We start from the raw sequence: 19,491 nt of genomic DNA, 5'->3' as shown, positions 1-19,491 counted from the left end.
GAGTCACCGGTTTTCCGTTCGGATTGACGAAAGCCCAAAGCCCAAATCCGACCTTTCCGCCACTGGGGGTCGGTTTTGTCCGTTTTTCGGTCGGCTGGACCCGCCGGGGCGGCTAATGTTTTGTCAGATTATGCTCAATTCACTTTTTTGGGAGTCGCCCGGGACATGAAAACTCAAGTCAAAGCGCTGGTTGTCGGCGGTGGTGCCGTCGGAACGTCAATTGCCTATCACCTGGCCAAAGCGGGCTGGGATGATGTGATGCTGATCGAACGCGATGAGCTGACCTCGGGGTCAACATGGCATGCGGCCGGATTGTTGCCGCTGTTCAACATGTCCTACGCGACCACCCACATCCACAAGTACTCGGTGGATTTCTACAAACAGCTTGAGGAAGAAACCGGCCTCAACGCGGGTTTTGCCGTGGTGGGCAACCTGCGCATGGCGCAGACACAGGACCGCATGGATGAATACATGCTCTATGCCTCGACCGCCGAGACCTGCGGTGTCGCTTATGAGTGGCTGACCCCGGACCAGATCAAAGATCGCTGGCCGCTGATCCGCACCGATGACCTGAAAGGGGCCATCTATCACACAGAGGATGGCTATATTAACCCTGCCGACGTGACCATGGCGATGGCCAAAGGGGCGCGCCAGCGCGGTGTCGACATCGTGCGCAAGGTTCAGGCCGATGCCTTCCACTGGACCGGCACGCATTGGGAAGTCACCTGCACAAAGATGGTAGAAAAGGGCGGTAACCTTGTCCCCGGAGACGAGCAGGTTGTCATCACGGCCGAACACGTTGTGACCGCATCCGGAAACCACGCGCAGCGCACCGCCAAGATGCTGGGCATTAAAATGCCGGCGATCCCTGTGGAACACACATTTATCGTCATGGATCAGGACCCCGAACTGGTCAAATGGCGCGAAGCCGGCAACCCCGAGCACCCCGTGGTGCGGGATGCCGACGCACAGTCTTATGCCCGCGAAGAGCGCGGCGGCTGGATTCTCGGCATCTACGAAAAAGATGCGCCCGCACGCTTTGAGCATGGCGTGCCGGACAGCTTCCGCGCCGATCTGTTCCCGCTTGATCTCGACCGGATTGCCGAACAATACATGGCCATGACCGAGCGTGTGCCGTCCTGTGCGGACTCCGGGTTGAAGGACGATTTCAACGGCCCGATCTGTTACACGCCCGATGGCAACCCGCTGGTTGGCCCGGCACCGGGCCTGCGCAACATGTGGTTGGCCGAAGGCTTTTCGTTCGGCATCACCGCCGCGGGTGGCACCGGCTATTACCTTGCTCAGATGATGGTCGATGGCGAGGCCGAGATCGACATGGCCTCGCTCGACCCCAAGCGCTATTCGCAAAACTGGATGACCACGGAGTTTGCCGCACGTAAAAACGAAGAATGCTACGATCACGTCTATGTCCTGCATCACCCGGACGAAGAACGCCCCGCAGCGCGTCCCTTGCGCACAGCCCCTGCATTTGATCGCCAAAAGGCGCTCGGTGCACAATTTGGGTGGGTGAACGGTTGGGAACGACCGAACTACTACGGCCCGCTGGATGCGCCGGACAGTTTCGACCACGACAGCCGTTCGTTTCGTCGTGGGGCATGGTGGGAGTACGCCAAGGCCGAAGCCGAAGCCGTGCGCAATGGTGTGGGCCTGATCGACGCCACTGCCTTTACCAAACATGTGGTCAAAGGCCCCGGTGCCACCCAATTCCTTGACTGGTTCACCTGTAACAAACTGCCGAAAGTGGGCCGCATCAACCTGACCTACGCGCTGACCAGCCACGGCACCACCCGCACGGAATACACCATCGTGCGCAATGGCGAGAACAACTACTACCTCGTTTCGGCAGGCGCCTGGACTGAATATGACGCCGACTTCCTGCGCAAAGCCGCCGAAGACAAGATGGATGAGTTTGGCTACATCGAAATTCAGGATGTCACCACGCAATGGGGTGTCCTTGCCATCGCTGGTCCGAAGTCGCGCGATGTGTTGAAAGAGGTCATCAACGACGCCGATCCCGAAACCGCGCTTTCGAACAAACGCTTCCCTTGGCTATCGGCGCGCCAGATTGAACTCGGCATGTGCCCTGTGAATGCGATCCGTGTGGCCTATACCGGTGAGCTTGGCTGGGAACTGCACCACCCAATGGAGATGCAGAACTACCTCTGGGATATTCTGACCGAAGCCGGCAAAAAGCATGACATGAAATTGGTTGGCGCGCGGGCTCAGAACTGGCTGCGTCAGGAGAAGTCCTACCGCGCCTTTGGCACCGAACTGGGCCGCGATGCGACCCCCGCCGAGGCCGACCTGCCGCGCTTTATTGACCTTGGCAAAGATTTCCACGGCAAAGCCGAGATGGAAGCCAAAGGCATTCGCGTCAAATGTTGCACGCTTTTGATCGATGGACCTGCCGATGCTGATCCGTGGGGCCGCGAGGCGCTTTACACGCCTGAAGGCACCCGCGTTGGGCGTCTGACCTCGGGTGGCTACTCGGTGCATTTCGGCAAATCTATCGGCATGGGCTATGTCACGCCCGACCTCGCCGTCGAAGGCACCAAGCTTCAGGTCAAACTTCAGGACAAGCTCTGGGATGCAGTTGTCACCTGCGACAGCCCCTACGATCCCAAGAACGAAACCATCCGCAAGGACGGGTAAATCAAAACGGGCGCCTCATCAGGCGCCCGTTTTTGTTATGGCTGATGGGCCTGCATCTCGTCTTTGCTGATCAGGCCATCTCCGTTCTTATCTACTTGGTCGAACATGCGTCCGGTCCAGGCCTTGAACTCTCCGGCACTGATTAACCCATCGCCGTTGGCATCCGGTGCGGCCACCATGGCGGTGTCGTGGTTCTGGCTCTGGCGAAAGGCAAGGTCCGCCTCAAAGTCTTCACGCTCTGAACCTTTCAGGTCGCCGTCTTCGTCCAGATCGAAATAGTCAAAGGCGTCATACTGAATGGCTGCGGCTTCTTCGCGCGACAACAGCCCGTCGCCGTTTGTGTCCCAATCGCTGATGCGGATATCATCAGGCGCGGCTATTGCGATTGATGCCAACAATAGGGCCGGCAAAGTTATAATAATTTTCATATCTGCTCCGTTCTTTCCTGTCAGATAAGAAGTCAAACGGACAATCGCCAGTGTCCTGTCGCAGTCAATTGTTCGCGTGGTGGAAAACCGCCGCCCCTGTCCGGATCAACCGGGCCACAGGCGACGGCGAGACGCGGCTTTAGCGCTTCAGAAACCCTTCCAAAAGATCATCCACCACTGACCCATCCGCATCGCTGTCCAAGAGGCCCGTCAGAGCTGACAAATCCAAGCCTTGCTCGGATTTCTGACCTCCCAAAAGGCCGCCGACCATGCCCATCAGTCCCTTGGCGCCCGCGCTTTGTGGGGCTTGCATGGCGGCCAGTTGCGCGTCTGGCAGGTTCTTCTGCAAGCCACCTTGCAGCATTGAGGCCAGAGCAGGCAAAAACTGCGCAACGGTGTTCGCGTCAATTCCGCTTTGGGCGGCGGCTTTCTCGGTCAGGGTCTGCTGGGCTGAGCCTCCACCTAAAAGCGTGCCCAGAAACGCCAACCCATTGGCCTGACCCTGCGGGCTGGCGGCACTTGCGGCATTGTCAAACATGTCCGCCTGATCTTCTCCCTTGAGCGTGCCAAGCAGGGCTTCCAGATTACCACCCTCGGCCTGCTGCTTTGCGGCCTTGCCAAGCGCCGGTGCCAAAAGTCCTGTCAACTCATTGGCCTGCGCGGAATCCAAACCAAACTGGCCTGCCAATTGTGACAAACCCTGACCCTGCTGTGCCTGTTGCAAAAGGCTAAGAATAGACATGTTCACTCTCCAAACAAAAAAACGGAACGCGCCCACTGTGCCCGTTCCGTCCTATGTGTTTCAGGGGAAAAATCCCGCCTGTGTCTCAGCCTTGGTCAACTGTCATTGGTAAACTGCGACGCGTCCTGAAAATCTTGTGCGTCGATCTGACCATCACCGTTGCGGTCCATCGAATAGAACCAGCTCCGCCCGGCTTCCAGCAACTCTTCGCGGGTGACCTTGCCGTCAAAGTTGGAGTCCGTATAGCCGCGCGACAGACCCGCGACAGCACGTCGGGTCAAGGACCCGTCATGCTCGGCAGCCTCAGCCTCACGCGCTTTGTCAAACGCGTCGTATTCTTCGTTGCTCAATGCTCCGTCGCCGTCCTTGTCGAACTCAACCATCACGGCCAAAAGACGGTTTTCCAGTTCGGTCAGGGTGACAGTTTTGTCGCGATCAAGATCCCAAAGCTGAAAGTGGGTTGGCTCGGTCATTGTCGACTGGGCCATCGCCAGAGACGCCGAAAATGTTGTTACCAACGTGAAAGACATAAGGCGGGTCATGCGTGTCCTTTCCAGAACCAATAAGGATGTTGTGCTCTGTTTAATCGGGAATGGCCGCTGGCTCAACCTGCCGTCATCTCCTCGTAGCATTCCAGTGCTTTGGCCGCATACATCATCGATGGCCCGCCGCCCATTTGGATCGTCATTGCCAGAACATCGCCGATTTCCTCGCGCGTGGCACCGGCGCGAACAAGGGCCTCGATGTGCAACACGATACAGGCTTCGCAACGATCTGCGACGGCGATGCCAAGAGCGATGAATTCTTTGGTTTTGAAGTCAAGCACACCCCCCTCTTTGACCGACTTGCCCAATGCGCCAAAGGCCTTGGTCGTGTCAGGGATGGTCTTGTTCAAAGCGCGCAGTTGATTGCGGGTGCCTGTCAGTTTGTCGTTCCAGCTCATATATATCACTCCTAGAATGTGTTTAGCTCGTCAAAACCACGGATTCGTCGGCCTGACTTTGACAAAGATCACATTTTTGGAATTTGTTTTGCGCCCGCACCCGGCCCGTGTTCAAGCCGCCTTTTGAAACAAGATGGCGAGGTTGTTCGCAGGCATTTCGACCATGTCGAGATAGTCCAACCACTGAGACTGTCCCCAGTCGAGAACGTCAAAGTCGCTCTTGTACCCGATCTCTGGGTCTTTCTCTTTCAGGCTTGCGTGAAAGGCGGCATCGCCTTCGCTGGTCAGATCGGTGTCGCGCATAAAGGGGCCGTAGATCATCAACACACCGCCGGGGGCGAGCGCGGCAGCTGCCTCTGAAATCAGTGTTCGCGCTTCGCGGTCCGAGATGAGGTGCAGCAGGTTCACCAACAAAATGAAACTCTGGCCGCAGTAGGTCGCACTCCACCCGGGATTGGTTGCATCCAGCTCGACCGCTGTCGCGAGGTTTTCTAGCTGCGCATGGGCGACGTAGTTGTCGATGCTTGCGCGCCGCTCCGGGTCAACTTCGCTGGGCTGCCAGTGCAGGTGCGGCAGTGCCTTGGCAAGGGCGACAATATGCTGGCCTGTACCACTGGCGATTTCCAATGCCTGCCCGCCGGATGGTGCGACTTCGGCTGCCAAGGTTACGATGGCATCGGTGTTTCGTGCTGCCGAGGGGGCGAAGAGGCGTCCTCCGTCTGCTGAATGCGCCACCGATGCTGTTTCGGGCAGTTCTCGAGGGCCAGCCATTATGCGTATCTCTCAGGCGACAATGCGGTAAGCGTGGTTGCGTCCAGCTCAGGCGAACGCCCGGCAACAAGATCGGCCACCAATTGCGACGCGGCCGGTGCAGTCTGAAACCCATAGCCCCCCTGGCCGGCCACCCAAAAGAACGATGCATCGTCGGTTGCGGGCCCAAGCACAAGGTTCCGGTCGGGTGAAAAGGTTCGCAATCCTGCCCAGGTGCTTTCAACCCGCGTGACAGGTTCGGACACGTTTTCTTCGTATCGTGCAATGCCCTCGGCCAGAACCATATCATCCGCCCAGGCGTCATGCGGTTCTTGCGGGTCTTCCTCTGCCGGTGAGACCAGCAACTTGCCCGCGTCCGGTTTGGCGTACCAATCTTCGTGGACCCCTAGCAGCATCGGCCAATCCGCGACGTCAAGCCCGCCGGGCGCTGGAATACGGGCCATCGACCGTCGCAGTGGGGTAAAGCCCAACGGCTGAATTCCGGCCATTCTGGCGACAACGTCCGCCCAAGCCCCGGCCGCGTTAAAGATCATGCGCGCGTCATGTGTGACGCCATTCGCAGTTACGGCCCAGCCAGTGCCTTGTTTTTGGATGGCTGTAACCTCTTGCCCGGTCAGAACCTGCGCGCCATTTTCACGTGCCACCTTGGCAAAGGTCTGGATTTCCCTATCGGTATCCACGTCATAGGCCTCGGCGTGATAAGCGGTATAGCCAACGCGATCCGGGTCAAGAATCGGCACCATCTTGAACGCATCCTCAGGGGCGATTTGGCCCATGTTGAGAGACTTACAGGCGGTTTGGAACGCATCTTCTTCATGGTTTTGACCGACAAGCATAAGGCCCCGAGGGCTTAAAAAGCCGCCATAGGCGTTCCGATGAAAGTCGCCACTGGCCTCAGACAGTGCCACGGTGGACTCAAGCCCGTAATTGGCTTCGTACAAGGCCGCCGAGCGCCCTGAGGCGTGATACCCCAGCGCTGTTTCACGTTCCAACAGCAGGGTCTGACCCAAGGGCGCAAGCCGCGCAGCTGCAGAGGCGCCGGCGATGCCGCCGCCAATCACAACAAAATCAATCATGCTTCTTCGATCCGGTCAGTTGCAGGAGGCGGGGTCGGGCTAAGCGCCGAAATGCGGGCATAGAGCGCGTCATCCATCTCAAAACCTGTGGCGGACAATGAGGGCGCAAGCTGCTCGGCATTGCGCGCCGAAAGTATGGGGGTCGGGCGCGCGGGATGACGTGCCGCCCAGGCTACGGCGAGTGTCGCCGCGGAGATGCCCATTTCCATTGCCAGATCACTTAGCCCCTGCGCGGTCTCGTGCATCCAATCCTGACCATATCGGGCGGCATAGCGATGGTCGGTCGTCAAACGCCCGCTACCCGCCTGCGAGGTATATTTTCCCGTCAACAACCCGCCGCCCAATGGGGAATACGGCGCCACCAGAATACCCTGATCCTGCGCCATCGGCAGGATTTCAACCTCCACCTGCCGTTTCACGAGGCTGTACATGGGTTGCAGGACGTCGATGGAGATGGCCCGCGTTTCGGCCAAGGCGACGGCCTTCATCACCTGCCAAGCCGCGAAATTTGACAAGCCGACGTAAGAGATCAGCCCGTCGGATTTGAGTTTGGCAAAACAATCCATCGTTTCCGCAAGATCCGTGTCCGGGTCAAAGCGATGCAGATACAAAATGTCCACATGGTCTATCGCCAGACGTTTGCGCGACAGATCGAACTGGTGTTGCAGGTTCTGCGCCCCCGCACCGCCGGTGTAGCCAGCCTTGGTGGCGATCACCAACCGGTCGCGATGGGGGGCGGCGAGCTTCCCCAGCATCTCTTCCGAGGCCCCATCCGTGTAGACATGCGCGGTGTCAAAATGCGTCACCCCAGCCTCAAGACAGGCATCAAACATGGCGCGCGAGTCCGTCAGATTTGCCGTGCCACCAAACTGCATGGTGCCAAAGGCAAATCGACTAACGGGCGCGGCGTCTCGGCTCTGGATCAAACGTGTCATCCGTCATAGTTGGCACGGAATTTCACCAGAAGGAAGAGGGCTTCTAATAGGGGTTCTTGGCGTTCCTGTCCGGTGACAGAGACTCCTGCCGCTCATCGACCAAGGCTTCAATCGCATCGGCCAGATGCACCTCTTGAATGTTGTAGTCCCCCGCCGCGACGCGCATTTTGTGCGCCCGGATCATGACATCCGCGTGGGTGCATCCAACGGGTGGTTCAAACTTGTAACAGGCCAGCTCAATCGTCAGCCCCAGTGGATCCCGAAAATAGACGGAGTCCATAAAGCCACGGTCCTTGATCTTGGTATGCGCAATTCCGCGGGTATCCAGACGGTCCAAAGCATGCGTGAGCGATGCGCGTGACACATTAAAGGCGATATGATGAACCGTTCCGGGATCACGCGGGTTTCCGGCTGGATCGGCGCTACGCGTTTCGTCCGTAAAAATAGTAATCAGGCGGCCATCACCGGGATCAAAATAAAGATGGCCTTCGTTGGGATTGTCCAGATTGGGCTGGTCGAATATGAACGGCATGCCCAGAACGCCCTCCCAAAAGTCGATGGACGTCTGCCGGTCCGCTCCGTTCAGCGTGATGTGATGAACGCCTTGGGCTTGAATCTTACGCATGTCTGTCCTCCTGAGATCTTCACAAAGATAGACCAATCTCGCTGGCAAACCAGTTGACGTCAAAGCGCGCGTCTTGTGCAGAAATGCACGACGTCACTCGTTATTCGTTGGCTTGCCACCCTGCTGCAGCCAAGTTTTTGAGCACTAGCTGGGCAAAAGCCGGATCCGCATAAAACGCCGATAGAACCAGATTAAGCCTGAAGTCCGGCCATGATTTCTGCAGTTTGTTCAGGTTTTCCTGCGCGGATCGGGTGTCTCCCAACCCTTGATAACTCGCGGCCTTAAAGACCAGGGTCAATTCACTGACCGGATCGCCATTCTCAGTCGCATAGTTCAACGAGTCGATTGCTTCTTGATATTTTCCAAGATGAAAACTGGCCACGGCGTTGATATTGCGATGGGCAAACCGGTGGCTTCCTTTTTCACGCAGCCGGTCCGGGTGGCTGATGTCATAGGCCTCTTGGAATTGCCCCAGAACCAACAGGGTCACAGCCCGAAAATCGAGGACATTGCCATCGGTTGGCGCCAGATCCACCGCGATCGCGGATTGCTCGAGCGCTGTTTCAGAGTTCCCCTGGGCATAGTTGCTCCATGCCAATGCGGATTGGCTCCAGCCGCTCAAAGGCGCCAGATCGACCGCCTTGCGGGCCATGTCAGCAGCTTCGCTCAAAAGGGCTGTTTTGGCCTCGCCGGGGGGCAATAAAAGTGACGTCGTCGACAGGCTATGCGCCCGCCCCGCGTAGCCACAGTAATAGTTTGGGTCGGTCTTGATCGCTTCTCTGAAAATGTCACTTGCAAGTTTCTGGTTGGCGAGGTTGGCAATCGGAAACAGAAACCCGCGCGCCGCATTACAGTAGTTTTCGGCCTGTACTGTTGCCGTTGACTTGCTGGCCAGCGCGCGCATCTCGGTATTTCGGGTGGATGTCGTTTCCACTGGGTCACCCGGGTAAATAGCGAACCAGGACACCACGAGAACAGCGCCAAGAACGCCACTGAGCATCAGAGCAATACGCCATCGTCTTTGGGTGTTGGCCGGGCCATCGGGAACTTCGGAAACTGCGCTGATTGCAGACCTGGCGCGGTCTTCGAACCAAGGTGCATAACCGCCACTGTCCATGTGAATCCGCACGGCGTCATCGGCCCCATCACTCTCATAATAGTCGGTCAGTTTCCGGCGCAGCCGTCCGGCATCAACACGTACAAGATTGTCTTGTGAGCTGGCGGTTGTCATGTCCCGTAAATACACGTCCTGCGCGATGGTCTTGCCCAAAATCTGGGCTGCCCGACCGGCGAGAGCCTCTTCGACGACATAGGTCAAAAAAGACCTCAGTCGATCCGCATTTGCGAACTGATCGCTGTCACACACCGTCATTAACGCAGCGCGAATTTGATCCGCGTCTTGATCCGGGTCTAACCGTAATTTGAAGTCGGTTTCAGCCATAGACGAGAAGATGTCCTGTTTTCATTGGTTTTTTCACAATACCGATACATGGTTTTACCCTGAAGTTACCGTATCATCCTTCATTAAGCCTGCGCTTGCGTTCCAACATGTCTCTATCATGACAGATGAGACGATGAACGTAACGCACAATGCGGCATTGGCGAGCGCATTTCCCGATACTTGGGAAAGGCTGCAATATCTGCGCACCCACTCCGCGAGTCTGGATGAGATATGTCAGGACTTTGAGTTGCTGACATCGATACGCGCGCGCGCTCAGCAGGAAGCGGGCGCTGATACTGCACTGATCCTGGCCCAGATTGACGACAGCTTGAGCGGCCTCAAGGAAGAAATCATGCGATATCTGTCGTGTTCCAAGGTCCAGACGATGCCCATCACTCATGCAGCCATGCGAGAGGATTAGCAGATGGATGGGCAAGGCCAGAAACCAAACTACTTTAGCTATGTAATGTCATGGCAATGGTCTACCTTCGATACGACTTCGCTGCGGTGCTCCGTGAGCCCTCGCATTCAATTACAAACTGGAAACAGAAAATTGGGAGAGTCCACTATGTTTTCAAAATCCAAAGGGGGCCTTTTGGCCATACCCCTAATCGGATTGTCGGCATCTTTTGCCTCAGCCGAGATTGTTCACGACGCCGAGTACTATGTGCTCAAGGCCCAAAACGGTGAAAGCTGGGCAGCTGAAGATGCGGATATCCAAGCCAAGCTTGCAGCGCTGCGCGAGAAACACGGCGCGCCACCTAACCTGATTCACATCATGTGGGACGACACAGCTTATGGCGATCTTGGTATGCCCGGTATTCAGGCTGTACGTGGTCTCAACACGCCCAATATCAACGCTCTTGCCACCGAAGGCATGATGTTCACACGTATGTACACGGAAGTTGGTTGTACTCCCAGCCGCGCCGCCGCGATCACAGGACGTATGGCCGTGCGCTCGGGCATGTACAACATTGGCATGCTGCAAGAGAGTCACGGTCTCAACGCCGAAGAAGTGACCCTTGCCGAAGTGCTTGGTGACGCAGGCTATGCCACGGCCTTTTTTGGCAAATGGCACCTGGGCGACATCGAACAAAGCTACCCCCACAATCAGGGTTTCGATGAGGCACTGTTCACGGGCTACAACCAGATCCTATCGCTGAACACCCGCGAAGCGGAACAGGGCAATGCATCAATTGGCCTGTTTGAGGACATGCTGGTCAAAGACCCATACAAGCTGGACGACACGTTCATCACCAAAGATTGGGTGATGGCGGCCGAAGGCACTAAGGGCGGCGAAACGCTTCAGTGGCGCGACAACACCACCGAGTCCTATGAAGCGATGGATGACGAAGGTTTCAAACGCATGTTTGCCTTCATCGAGGCCAATGCCAAAGAGGGCAAACCGTTCTTCGTCGCGAGTTGGCCAAATATGGCGAACTTTATGCCGATCCGTCCAAAATGCACCCGCGCACGCGCCTTGCTGCAAAATGGCCTGCAATGCACAATTGATCCGTTTATCGCGGAACTGCGCGCAAAACTGGATGAGTTGGGCATCGCGGAAAACACCCTGATTGTGGCCATGGCCGACAACGGCCCAATGTCGCACAACCCGCCCCCCGGCACCGGTTTCGCTGAAACCATCTTCCGTGGTGGTAAGGGTGATTTCCTTGAGGGCGGCGTACGTGTGCCTGCTTTTGCAGTTTGGCCCAGCGTCATCGAACCCGGTTCACTGCCCAACGACATGATCCACATCACCGATCTGTTCACCACGTTCGCCAGCCTCGGCGGTGCGCTGGACAATATCCCGACGGATCGCGTGATTGACGGCATCGACCAGACTGCTTTGCTGCTGAACGGAGATACCGCCGGACGTCGCGACTATACCTTCACCTATGCCGGCCCGACACTGGGTGCTGTGGTTAAGGGTGACTACAAGCGCCACATGATCTCGCCTGACCCGATTGGCGAAGCCAGCGGTATCCCGGCTGCGTTCTACTTCCTGCCATCTGATCCGCGCGAGGTGCAACCGATGCTGACCAACCTCATCCACCTGAAGCGCCCCTTCAACCGGATGGTTTTGCGTCACAACTTGTGGAAAGAGAAGTACCCGGATCGCCCCGAGACTCACGGTATTCCTTGGACCGGCATTGCCAACGCATCTGAAGCTTTGAAGCGCGAGCAAGATCCACAGTTGGTCCTCAAGGATCTGCCGTTTGATCCTCTGGAGTATATCGAGCATCTGGACGAGTTGCCGTTTGATCCAAATGCCGATCCAAGCATCGGTCAGTAGCTTGTAGCCAAATAAATCAAAGGTCCGCCGTTCTGGCGGGCCTTTTTTGTTGGGCAAAAGAAAAAGAGCGGTGCGATCAGGGACAGGGATCGAACCGCTCTCAGAGGCAGGGTCAACGGAGAATTGGAAAGCCGCTGACCTTGGAGAGACCGACACCCATTGGGAGGGAAGGGAGGGAGGAGAGTAAAGCTGTCCGTCTCTGTTGATAGAGATATGGGGGCGTCAGGGGCCGCACCCATGTGGATTTAGGCCAAGACCAATTGAATTCTGGCCAATCCGCAGTTTAGGAGCAAAAAAAGGGCCTGCCAAACCTTGGCAGACCCTTCCCAACACGCAGTCTGGTAAGGTTTAATGCTTGGGATAAGCTCAGACCGTGCGCCGTTCCTTGAACAGGCGTGGTTTGAACCCGCCCATCACCATTTCCACAATCAGCGGTATGACATTGGACATGCCAACCAATGCCTCGGTTGCTTCCAGCTCGTGGAACGCCTCGGGCAGGTGACCGTCCGGAATAGACGCCTGAGCAAGCGCCAGAATATCTGGCATCATCGGCACAAGGAACACAAAGGCGTTAAAAGCCAGGAAAGCGACCATGGCCAGCTTGATTTTCAGCCAGTTCGCCCGCTCTCCAAATACAAAATACAAAACCAGGTCACACAGAACCTTCACACCCAATCCCGGCAAAATCAGGATGTAGGCGCTGAGCAGCTTATAGGTATAAACCGTGGTGGCTGTTTCTGGATCCGGTGACCCGACGGTGGCTCCGATAACAATGTGGCTGAGGATGCCGCCGACATACATGATGCCGGCAAGCTCGTTCACAAAGTTCAGGGTTTTACGGGACATACTTATTACGAACGCTTCCCAAACCACATGCGGCCAAACAGGCCGTCTTTGGTGACAAACTGGTGCCAAAGGCCGGCACCGACATGCCCCAGGATCAACAGGGTTAACACTGTGGCCAATGCACCATGTGCCATACGGGGTGGAAAGGCGCTAAAGTCGGAGGGCAGTGGTGCCCCCGACCCGCCAAACACGATGGCCGGAAGACCCGCCATATTGGCAATCGCCAGACCCGAGGCGCACATCGCGATCACAACGACATAAAACAGCCAATGGGCCGCGGTCCCCAGCTTGTTGACCCGCGCGTTGCCGATATCCGCGTGGGGCGGCTTGGTTGTCACCAACCGCACGACCAGACGGATCACCATCAGCGCAAGAATTAGGATCCCCATCGCCATATGCATTCGGAGTGCCACGAGCTTGAACGGATCGTCATTAGGCGTTTCCGCCAGCACATTGCCGCCCATGATAAGGCCACCAATGATCATGAGGGCCAGCAACCAGTGAAGGAAAACAAGAAAAGGATGGTAACGCGTCATAGTGCATTTCCGAATTTGACGGGAGATCTGTAGCCTACATTTGCTAATATTGCAATTGCAATTGTTGCGAATTTGCGTCAGGAAATGCCTGACGAAAGGCGTGGCCGTGTGGGATGAAACGCGCAACGTGCGTGAAAACAGTTTTGGAAGGATGTTGCACCGGTTGGTACGCCACATGGATGACCGTATGACCGCGGGCCTTGAAGACATGGGGCTGAACCTGTCTGAGTTTCCAGTGATGATGACAGTTCTGGAGCGCGCCCCTTTAACCCAAGTTGAAATCGGCAAAATCTACCAGCGCCCGGCCTATGTGATCAGCCGGGCATTGGACGGTCTGGAACAACAAGGCCTGATTGACCGCAAGCCTCACCCCACATCACGTCGCGCGCACCTCATCAGCCCGACCAAAGCAGGCATGACCTTGGCGCCGTGCCTTCATGAGTTGGTCAAAACCTGCAATGCGGAAACCCTGGCGCCATTGTCAGTCGGGGAGAGGGACATGATGCTCAGGTGCTTGTCCAAAATCGTGACCTGACAGCCGCCCAACATTTGTTTCTCGCGTGCCGAGGCCAAAAGAAAAGGCCCGCCAAAATGACGGGCCTCTTGGTGTCTTCGTAGGTGTGGCGCTTATTGCGGCACGTCGCCTTCGATGCCTTCGACATAAAAGTTCATGCCAGCCAGTGTGCCATCATCGGCGGTTTCGCCTTCGGCCAGCCAGTCCGAACCGTCCTGCTTTTTCAGAGGGCCGGTGAAGGAGTGGTACGAGCCATCCGCAAGAGCGGCTTTCAGCGCCAGAGCTTCGGCTTTGACGTCGGCGGGAACTGCGTCGGAAATCTCACCGATGCCAACCATGCCATCACCAATACCGTGCCAAGTGTTGGATTCTGCCCATGAGCCATCCATCACTGCGCCAACGCGGGCAATATAGTAAGGCGCCCAATCATCGATGATCGACGAAACGCGCGGGAAGGGGGCGTATTCGCTCATGTCTGACGCCTGACCAAAGGTCACAACGTTGCCAGCGGCCTGAGCGGCAGCCTGTGGAGCTGTCGAGTCAGTGTGCTGCAGGATCACGTCAGCGCCCTGTTCGATCAGTACCTTGGCCGCATCCGCTTCTTTTGCGGGGTCAAACCAGGTGTAGGCCCATACGATCTTGAACTGCACGTCCGGGTTCACCTTGCGTGCGTGGATAAAGGCCGAGTTGATGCCGCGGATCACTTCGGGGATCGGGTAAGACCCGATATAGCCGACAACGTTCGACTTGGTCATGTGACCTGCGATGGTGCCCTGAACGGCGCGACCTTCGTAAAAGCGGGCCGAGTAAACCGACACGTTTGGCGCGGTCTTATAGCCAGTGGCGTGCTCGAATTTTACATTGGGGAACTTCTTGGCCACGTTGATCGTCGGGTCCATGTAGCCGAACGAGGTGGTAAAGATGATGTCGGCACCCTTCAGCGCCATATCGGTCATTACCCGCTCCGAGTCCGGGCCTTCCGGCACCGATTCCACATAGACGGTTTCAACCTTGTCGCCGTAAGCCTCTTCAACGGCCAGTCGGCCTTTGTCGTGCTCATAGGTCCAGCCGCCGTCGCCCACGGGGCCGACATAGACAAAGCCGACTTTGGTTTTGTCGGCCAGCGCCGCTGTTGCGAGACCGGTGGCCAGCACAGCACTGGTCAGGATTTTGGTCAGTTTCATACGTTAACACTCCCTTATCGTGTTCGGTTTTTGGCCTCTTAGCCCGAGGCGTGGAAAATGCGGCCCAACGAGGCGGGCGCGCGGCTCTTGTCAGCAGACATGATGACCAGAACCAGAATGGTGATGATGTAGGGTGACATTGCCAAGTATTCGACCGGAATTGCAATGCCTGCGGCCTGCAGATTGAGTTGCAAAACGTTGATGCCGCCAAAAAGATAGGCACCCAGCAACACACGCCACGGTTTCCAGCTGGCAAAGACCACCAGCGCCAGCGCGATCCAGCCAATACCGGCGGTCATGCCTTCGGTCCATTGCGGTACGCGGATCAGGCTGATGTAGGCGCCACCAAGCCCTGCACAAGCGCCACCAAACATGATGGCCAGCACACGCACACGGATCACGTTATACCCCAAGGCATGCGCGGCATCGTGGTTTTCACCCACAGCGCGCAGGATCAATCCGATGCGGCTGTATTTCAGGACAGCCCAGACACCGGCAGTCAGCGCGATCCCAATGTACAGAACCGGATCATGTCCAAACAGGATTGGTCCTACAACCGGCAGATCACTCAGGATTGGAATGTCCAGCTTGCCCATGGCAGGTGGTTTGATCCCGACATATCCCTGTCCCATCAGGGCCGACAGGCCCAGTCCGAACAGCGTCAGCGCCAGACCCGAGGCCACTTGGTTGGCCAGGGCAAATTGCGTCAGAAAGGCAAAGAGCAACGACAATACGGCGCCCGCGATCATCGCAGCAACCAGCCCCAGATAGGGCGAGCCGCTTTCCACCGAGATCGCAAAGCCGCCAATGGCGCCGACGATCATCATGCCTTCGACGCCAAGGTTAAGAACGCCAGCGCGTTCGACAACAAGCTCTCCGACCGCGGCCAGCAACAAAGGCGTTGCCGCCACCATGAGCGAGGCAATCAGCAGGACGGGATTAATGGCTGAAAGATCCATTATGCGGCTCCCTTCACAGCAAATCGAATGCGATAGTTGGTCAAAAGGTCCAGCGCCAAGAGAAAGAACAGCAGCATCCCCTGAAACACCTGAATGGCCGCAGCTGGCAGACCCATGTTGGATTGGGCAATCTCACCGCCAATATACGTCAGCGCCATCAAAAGGCCGGCCAGTAGAATGCCCACCGGATGCAACCGGCCGAGAAAGGCCACGATGATCGCGGTAAAGCCATAGCCTGCGTTAAAGTCGATGCTCACCTGCCCAGAGGGGCCGGCAACTTCGAACATGCCCGCAAGACCTGCCAATGCTCCGGCGGTGCCAAGGCAGAACAGTACAAGCCGCGTTGGGCTTACGCCCGCGAACCGTGCTGCTCGGGGGGCTTCCCCGGTCAGACGAATGTTGAACCCCAGAATGTGCCGGTTCAGCAGAACATAGGCAAAGATCACCGCGATGAAGGCGAACAGAACACCCCAATGCATGCCGGTGCCAGCGATCAGCTCGGCGTTAAAGGCGCTGGGGTATTCCTGCAGGTTGCGCGATCCCGGAAAGCCAAAGCCTTGTGGGTTTTTCATCAAGCCAAGGCTCATAGAGGCCAGAAGCTGTTCGGCCACGTAGACCAGCATCAAAGACACAAGGATTTCGTTGGTGCCAAATTTGACTTTCAACAGTGCGGGGATCATCGCCCAGGCCCAGCCGCCAAGGGCTCCGGCAAGGATCATCAGCGGGAAGATGAAGAAGCTTTCCATCGGATAAAAGGCCAGCGCCACCCCGGCGCCGCAAAGGGCCCCGATGATGTATTGTCCCTCGGCACCGATGTTCCAGATGCCTGCGCGAAAGCCCAGAGACAGGCCAATCGCGATGAGTATCAACGGACCGCCCTTTACCAAGAGTTGCGGGCGATAGTAAAAGGCGAACTCGCCAAACAGCGGCTCCCAGAAAATCGTCGCAATGGCCTCAAAGGGGTTTTTTCCCAGGGCCATGAACAAGAGGCCCCCGGCGATCATGGTCACAAAGACCGCGATCAACGGTGTTGCCAGCGACAGCTTTCGCGACGGCTGTGGACGTTTCTCAAGCTTGATCATGCGTCCGCTCCTTCGTCGATATGCGCGACTTCCATGCCGTGGGCGCCGCCCATCATCAGACCAATTTCGTCGATCGTCAGGCCCGCAGCTGGGCGAATGTCAGACATGCGCCCTTCGTTCAGCGCACCAAATCGGTCCGAGATTTCCATCAATTCATCCAGATCCTGGCTGATACAGACAATCGCGGCGCCACCGGCCGCCAGATCCAGCAGGGCTTGGCGAATGGATGCGGCAGCGGCTGCATCCACACCCCATGTGGGCTGGTTGACCACCAATACTTCTGGTGTCTGAAGTACTTCGCGGCCAATCACGAATTTCTGCAAGTTGCCGCCAGACAGCGATCGCGCCGCACGGTCAGAGCCCGGCGTACGGACGTCAAATTCTTTGATCACCTTATCGGCGAATTCCGTAGTTCCGGCCCAATCGACAAACCCGTTCGAGGTCAGGTTCTTGCGGATCATGCCGGTTAAAAGCGCGTTTTCCACAAGGCTCATGTCCGGAGCCGCCGCATGGCCCAGCCGTTCTTCGGGGGCGGCCAGAATACCCAGTTTGCGGCGTGCATTTGGTCCCAGATGGCCGACATCCTGCCCTTTGACTTTGACTGCATCCGGCCAGGTCACAGATTCACCGGACAGCGCGGCAAGCAGTTCGTCCTGCCCATTACCGGCAACCCCGCCAAGGCCCAGAATTTCACCGGCGCGCACGGTGAAATGGATGTTCTTCAACGTGGTGCCAAACGGGTTGGAAGGCTCCAGCGACAGACCCGAGACGTCAAGCATGACATCGCCTGCCTTTTCCGTGGACCGGGTCGGGGTTTGCAGCGTATCGCCGACCATCAGTTCCGCCATGTCACGGGCCGAGGTCTCTGCCGGAACACATTCTCCGACGTTCTTACCTAGCCGCAGAATGGTTGCGTGGTCACAGAGCGTGCGGATCTCTTCCAGCTTGTGGCTAATATAGAGGATCGAGGTGCCTTCGGATTTCAGCTTGTTCAGCGTTTGGAACAGGATTTCCACCTCTTGCGGTGTCAAAACCGAGGTCGGTTCGTCCATGATCAACAGCTTGGGATCCTGCAACAGACAGCGAATGATCTCGACCCGCTGGCGTTCGCCCGCCGAAAGGTCACCCACAGTACGATTGGGATCGAGCGGCAAGCCATAGGCTTCGGACACGCGCCGGATGCGACGTGCAAGATCGCGCATTTTCGGCGGGTTCTCCATGCCGAGCGCGACGTTCTCCGCGACGTTCAGTGCGTCAAACAGTGAGAAGTGCTGAAAGACCATCGCCACGCCCGAGGCGCGTGCGGCCTTTGGCTCTGCGGGGGCAAACGCCTCGCCGCGCCACGTCATCGTGCCGCTGTCTGGTTTGACCAGCCCATAGATCATTTTTACCAGCGTGGATTTACCCGCCCCGTTTTCTCCCAAAAGCGCGTGAACTTCGCCCTCTTGGATATCGAAAGAAACGGTGTCGTTGGCTACCACGCCGGGATATGCCTTGGTCAGGCCTTGGATACTTAAAAGTGTCCCGGTCATACGGTCTTGTTCCCTATTGCGGCCTCAGGTTCACAGCGCCCCAAGTGCCTTTGTTCGAGCGCTCTCACACTAGGGAGGCCGGGCGGGATTCGGCAAGTCCAACTTAGGAGGACGGGTAGGGCGTCTTGAGCAACTGCACAAAAATGGAGCATGGTCAAAGTGCTGATAACATGCATTTTTTGCGCTTCTTTGGGGGGCGTATTATTCGGGAAAATTTGAAAGACCCAATTTTATGCGGGGGAAAACGATAATTGAAAGGCGCCCAGATCGACGGTTTTTTGGTTAGAAGCGGCAGATTGTACATAGCTGTCGGCGATAAAAGACCTGTCTTGTAGGCATGTCGCCAAGCCGCACAAAATGGGCGTGTTAGACGGCCTGTCGAATGGCGCGCGACATTGCCTTCGATAAATCCTGTGGGGCATCAGCGGCGATGTCAATAGAGCGCTTGAACTTTGGCAGCGGCGGAAAGCTCTTCCAGATCGACATGTTCCGGCGGTGCTGGTGGAAACTTGGTACGGTCCTTGAGCCATTCCACCATCTTCCGTCGAATGGGATTGTTTAGTGTTGCTATCGATCGTTCAATGCCTACAAATCGATACATTTCGATTTAATGGCCATGCGTCAAGTAAAGTCTTGTTAGTGAAAGAAGCCGTTATTTGCTCCACCAACAACCAATATTGGCTCAGGACCCGCCGCTTGTATTATAGATTAAGTCGCTCGGGCATGCTGCGCTTAGGAATCCCGACATTATTGATAAAAAAGCCAACGTCATTGCATCATGCTTCACTGTGTCCCGATCTCACGCAATTATGTCCCAGCACCAAAATCACTCTTCGGCAGGTTCCCCTAAATTCAATAACAGAAGGCGGCCACTACGGGACGCCACGTCAGAAAAGGTTGGAACCATGACA

Annotated in this window: 19 protein-coding genes; 4 read left to right on the top strand and 15 right to left on the bottom strand. The window is 56.8% G+C overall.

Annotated elements, in window-relative coordinates; genetic code table 11:
- The first annotated feature begins 165 nt into the window (after positions 1 to 165).
- Positions 166 to 2,673: an FAD-dependent oxidoreductase gene (locus Q0932_RS14950; RefSeq protein ID WP_299354789.1), complete on the top strand. Its 2,508-nt coding sequence runs from the start codon at positions 166 to 168 to the stop codon at positions 2,671 to 2,673.
- Positions 2,674 to 2,708: 35 nt separating this feature from the next.
- Here the strand turns inward: Q0932_RS14950 and Q0932_RS14945 are convergent, their stop codons facing one another.
- The 9 genes from Q0932_RS14945 to Q0932_RS14905 form a co-directional block, all read right to left on the bottom strand.
- Positions 2,709 to 3,101, bottom strand: coding sequence for a hypothetical protein (locus Q0932_RS14945; RefSeq protein ID WP_299354786.1), 393 nt, complete (start codon positions 3,099 to 3,101; stop codon positions 2,709 to 2,711).
- Positions 3,102 to 3,240: 139 nt separating this feature from the next.
- Positions 3,241 to 3,843 (bottom strand): DUF937 domain-containing protein, encoded by a 603-nt coding sequence (locus tag Q0932_RS14940; RefSeq protein WP_299354783.1) that lies wholly within the window; start codon positions 3,841 to 3,843, stop codon positions 3,241 to 3,243.
- Between the two features lie 95 nt (positions 3,844 to 3,938).
- Positions 3,939 to 4,385 (bottom strand): hypothetical protein, encoded by a 447-nt coding sequence (locus Q0932_RS14935; protein ID WP_299354780.1) that lies wholly within the window; start codon positions 4,383 to 4,385, stop codon positions 3,939 to 3,941.
- A gap of 62 nt (positions 4,386 to 4,447) precedes the next feature.
- On the bottom strand, positions 4,448 to 4,786 hold the full coding sequence (locus Q0932_RS14930; RefSeq protein ID WP_299354777.1) for a carboxymuconolactone decarboxylase family protein: 339 nt from the start codon (positions 4,784 to 4,786) through the stop codon (positions 4,448 to 4,450).
- Between the two features lie 111 nt (positions 4,787 to 4,897).
- A complete protein-coding gene (locus Q0932_RS14925) occupies positions 4,898 to 5,557 on the bottom strand; it encodes a DUF938 domain-containing protein (RefSeq protein WP_299354774.1) in 660 nt (219 codons plus the stop codon).
- Positions 5,557 to 6,633, bottom strand: coding sequence for an FAD-dependent oxidoreductase (locus Q0932_RS14920; RefSeq protein ID WP_299354771.1), 1,077 nt, complete (start codon positions 6,631 to 6,633; stop codon positions 5,557 to 5,559). The genes Q0932_RS14925 and Q0932_RS14920 overlap by 1 nt, the downstream gene beginning before the upstream one ends.
- Complete coding sequence (locus tag Q0932_RS14915; RefSeq protein WP_299354769.1) at positions 6,630 to 7,568, bottom strand: aldo/keto reductase; 939 nt, start codon at positions 7,566 to 7,568, stop codon at positions 6,630 to 6,632. Before Q0932_RS14915 ends, Q0932_RS14920 begins: the two co-directional genes overlap by 4 nt.
- Positions 7,569 to 7,611: 43 nt before the next feature.
- Positions 7,612 to 8,193: a VOC family protein gene (locus Q0932_RS14910; RefSeq protein WP_299354766.1), complete on the bottom strand. Its 582-nt coding sequence runs from the start codon at positions 8,191 to 8,193 to the stop codon at positions 7,612 to 7,614.
- Between the two features lie 100 nt (positions 8,194 to 8,293).
- A complete protein-coding gene (locus Q0932_RS14905) occupies positions 8,294 to 9,634 on the bottom strand; it encodes a hypothetical protein (protein ID WP_299354763.1) in 1,341 nt (446 codons plus the stop codon).
- A 118-nt stretch (positions 9,635 to 9,752) separates the two neighbouring features.
- Between Q0932_RS14905 and Q0932_RS14900 the strand changes: the two genes are divergently transcribed.
- Together Q0932_RS14900 and Q0932_RS14895 are read left to right on the top strand one after the other, a co-directional pair.
- Complete coding sequence (locus Q0932_RS14900) at positions 9,753 to 10,055, top strand: hypothetical protein (RefSeq protein WP_299354760.1); 303 nt, start codon at positions 9,753 to 9,755, stop codon at positions 10,053 to 10,055.
- Between the two features lie 147 nt (positions 10,056 to 10,202).
- The gene (locus Q0932_RS14895; protein ID WP_299354757.1) at positions 10,203 to 11,927 is read left to right on the top strand and encodes a sulfatase-like hydrolase/transferase; all 1,725 of its coding nucleotides are present in this window, start codon (positions 10,203 to 10,205) and stop codon (positions 11,925 to 11,927) included.
- Between the two features lie 366 nt (positions 11,928 to 12,293).
- On the opposite strand, the gene Q0932_RS14890 is transcribed toward Q0932_RS14895, so the two are convergent.
- Positions 12,294 to 12,773, bottom strand: a complete 480-nt coding sequence (locus Q0932_RS14890; protein WP_299354754.1) for an enoyl-CoA hydratase — start codon at positions 12,771 to 12,773, stop codon at positions 12,294 to 12,296.
- Between the two features lie 5 nt (positions 12,774 to 12,778).
- Positions 12,779 to 13,309 carry a cytochrome b/b6 domain-containing protein gene (locus tag Q0932_RS14885; RefSeq protein ID WP_299354751.1) on the bottom strand — a complete coding sequence of 177 codons (531 nt, stop codon included), beginning with the start codon at positions 13,307 to 13,309 and terminating at the stop codon, positions 12,779 to 12,781.
- A gap of 106 nt (positions 13,310 to 13,415) precedes the next feature.
- Between Q0932_RS14885 and Q0932_RS14880 the strand changes: the two genes are divergently transcribed.
- Complete coding sequence (locus Q0932_RS14880) at positions 13,416 to 13,844, top strand: MarR family transcriptional regulator (protein ID WP_299354748.1); 429 nt, start codon at positions 13,416 to 13,418, stop codon at positions 13,842 to 13,844.
- Between the two features lie 92 nt (positions 13,845 to 13,936).
- Here Q0932_RS14880 and Q0932_RS14875 read toward each other — a convergent pair whose 3' ends face one another.
- Genes Q0932_RS14875 through Q0932_RS14860 form a run of 4 tightly spaced genes read right to left on the bottom strand, consistent with a single transcriptional unit; the run spans position 13,937 to position 18,580 of the window.
- Complete coding sequence (locus Q0932_RS14875) at positions 13,937 to 15,007, bottom strand: BMP family ABC transporter substrate-binding protein (RefSeq protein WP_299354745.1); 1,071 nt, start codon at positions 15,005 to 15,007, stop codon at positions 13,937 to 13,939.
- Between the two features lie 38 nt (positions 15,008 to 15,045).
- Positions 15,046 to 15,966, bottom strand: coding sequence for an ABC transporter permease (locus Q0932_RS14870; RefSeq protein ID WP_299354742.1), 921 nt, complete (start codon positions 15,964 to 15,966; stop codon positions 15,046 to 15,048).
- The gene (locus Q0932_RS14865) at positions 15,966 to 17,048 is read right to left on the bottom strand and encodes an ABC transporter permease (protein ID WP_299354739.1); all 1,083 of its coding nucleotides are present in this window, start codon (positions 17,046 to 17,048) and stop codon (positions 15,966 to 15,968) included. Before Q0932_RS14865 ends, Q0932_RS14870 begins: the two co-directional genes overlap by 1 nt.
- The gene (locus tag Q0932_RS14860) at positions 17,045 to 18,580 is read right to left on the bottom strand and encodes an ABC transporter ATP-binding protein (protein ID WP_299354736.1); all 1,536 of its coding nucleotides are present in this window, start codon (positions 18,578 to 18,580) and stop codon (positions 17,045 to 17,047) included. Before Q0932_RS14860 ends, Q0932_RS14865 begins: the two co-directional genes overlap by 4 nt.
- Positions 18,581 to 19,491: the final 911 nt, after the last annotated feature.

It is taken from the genome of uncultured Shimia sp., from assembly GCF_947498095.1.
In the GTDB taxonomy this organism is placed as follows: Bacteria; Pseudomonadota; Alphaproteobacteria; order Rhodobacterales; family Rhodobacteraceae; genus Shimia.
Note: the sequence above shows the minus strand (reverse complement) of the source record. Positions and strands in the feature narration are given on the sequence as shown.

What these genes read in the sequence shown, in the direction of transcription:
- Q0932_RS14950 (WP_299354789.1), top strand. Translation starts at nt 166, where the DNA reads ATGAAAACTCAAGTCAAAGCGCTGGTTGTCGGCGGTGGTGCCGTCGGA.
- Q0932_RS14945 (WP_299354786.1), bottom strand. Translation starts at nt 3,101, where the DNA reads ATGAAAATTATTATAACTTTGCCGGCCCTATTGTTGGCATCAATCGCA.
- Q0932_RS14940 (WP_299354783.1), bottom strand. Translation starts at nt 3,843, where the DNA reads ATGTCTATTCTTAGCCTTTTGCAACAGGCACAGCAGGGTCAGGGTTTG.
- Q0932_RS14935 (WP_299354780.1), bottom strand. Translation starts at nt 4,385, where the DNA reads ATGACCCGCCTTATGTCTTTCACGTTGGTAACAACATTTTCGGCGTCT.
- Q0932_RS14930 (WP_299354777.1), bottom strand. Translation starts at nt 4,786, where the DNA reads ATGAGCTGGAACGACAAACTGACAGGCACCCGCAATCAACTGCGCGCT.
- Q0932_RS14925 (WP_299354774.1), bottom strand. Translation starts at nt 5,557, where the DNA reads ATGGCTGGCCCTCGAGAACTGCCCGAAACAGCATCGGTGGCGCATTCA.
- Q0932_RS14920 (WP_299354771.1), bottom strand. Translation starts at nt 6,633, where the DNA reads ATGATTGATTTTGTTGTGATTGGCGGCGGCATCGCCGGCGCCTCTGCA.
- Q0932_RS14915 (WP_299354769.1), bottom strand. Translation starts at nt 7,568, where the DNA reads ATGACACGTTTGATCCAGAGCCGAGACGCCGCGCCCGTTAGTCGATTT.
- Q0932_RS14910 (WP_299354766.1), bottom strand. Translation starts at nt 8,193, where the DNA reads ATGCGTAAGATTCAAGCCCAAGGCGTTCATCACATCACGCTGAACGGA.
- Q0932_RS14905 (WP_299354763.1), bottom strand. Translation starts at nt 9,634, where the DNA reads ATGGCTGAAACCGACTTCAAATTACGGTTAGACCCGGATCAAGACGCG.
- Q0932_RS14900 (WP_299354760.1), top strand. Translation starts at nt 9,753, where the DNA reads ATGACAGATGAGACGATGAACGTAACGCACAATGCGGCATTGGCGAGC.
- Q0932_RS14895 (WP_299354757.1), top strand. Translation starts at nt 10,203, where the DNA reads ATGTTTTCAAAATCCAAAGGGGGCCTTTTGGCCATACCCCTAATCGGA.
- Q0932_RS14890 (WP_299354754.1), bottom strand. Translation starts at nt 12,773, where the DNA reads ATGTCCCGTAAAACCCTGAACTTTGTGAACGAGCTTGCCGGCATCATG.
- Q0932_RS14885 (WP_299354751.1), bottom strand. Translation starts at nt 13,309, where the DNA reads ATGACGCGTTACCATCCTTTTCTTGTTTTCCTTCACTGGTTGCTGGCC.
- Q0932_RS14875 (WP_299354745.1), bottom strand. Translation starts at nt 15,007, where the DNA reads ATGAAACTGACCAAAATCCTGACCAGTGCTGTGCTGGCCACCGGTCTC.
- Q0932_RS14870 (WP_299354742.1), bottom strand. Translation starts at nt 15,966, where the DNA reads ATGGATCTTTCAGCCATTAATCCCGTCCTGCTGATTGCCTCGCTCATG.
- Q0932_RS14865 (WP_299354739.1), bottom strand. Translation starts at nt 17,048, where the DNA reads ATGATCAAGCTTGAGAAACGTCCACAGCCGTCGCGAAAGCTGTCGCTG.
- Q0932_RS14860 (WP_299354736.1), bottom strand. Translation starts at nt 18,580, where the DNA reads ATGACCGGGACACTTTTAAGTATCCAAGGCCTGACCAAGGCATATCCC.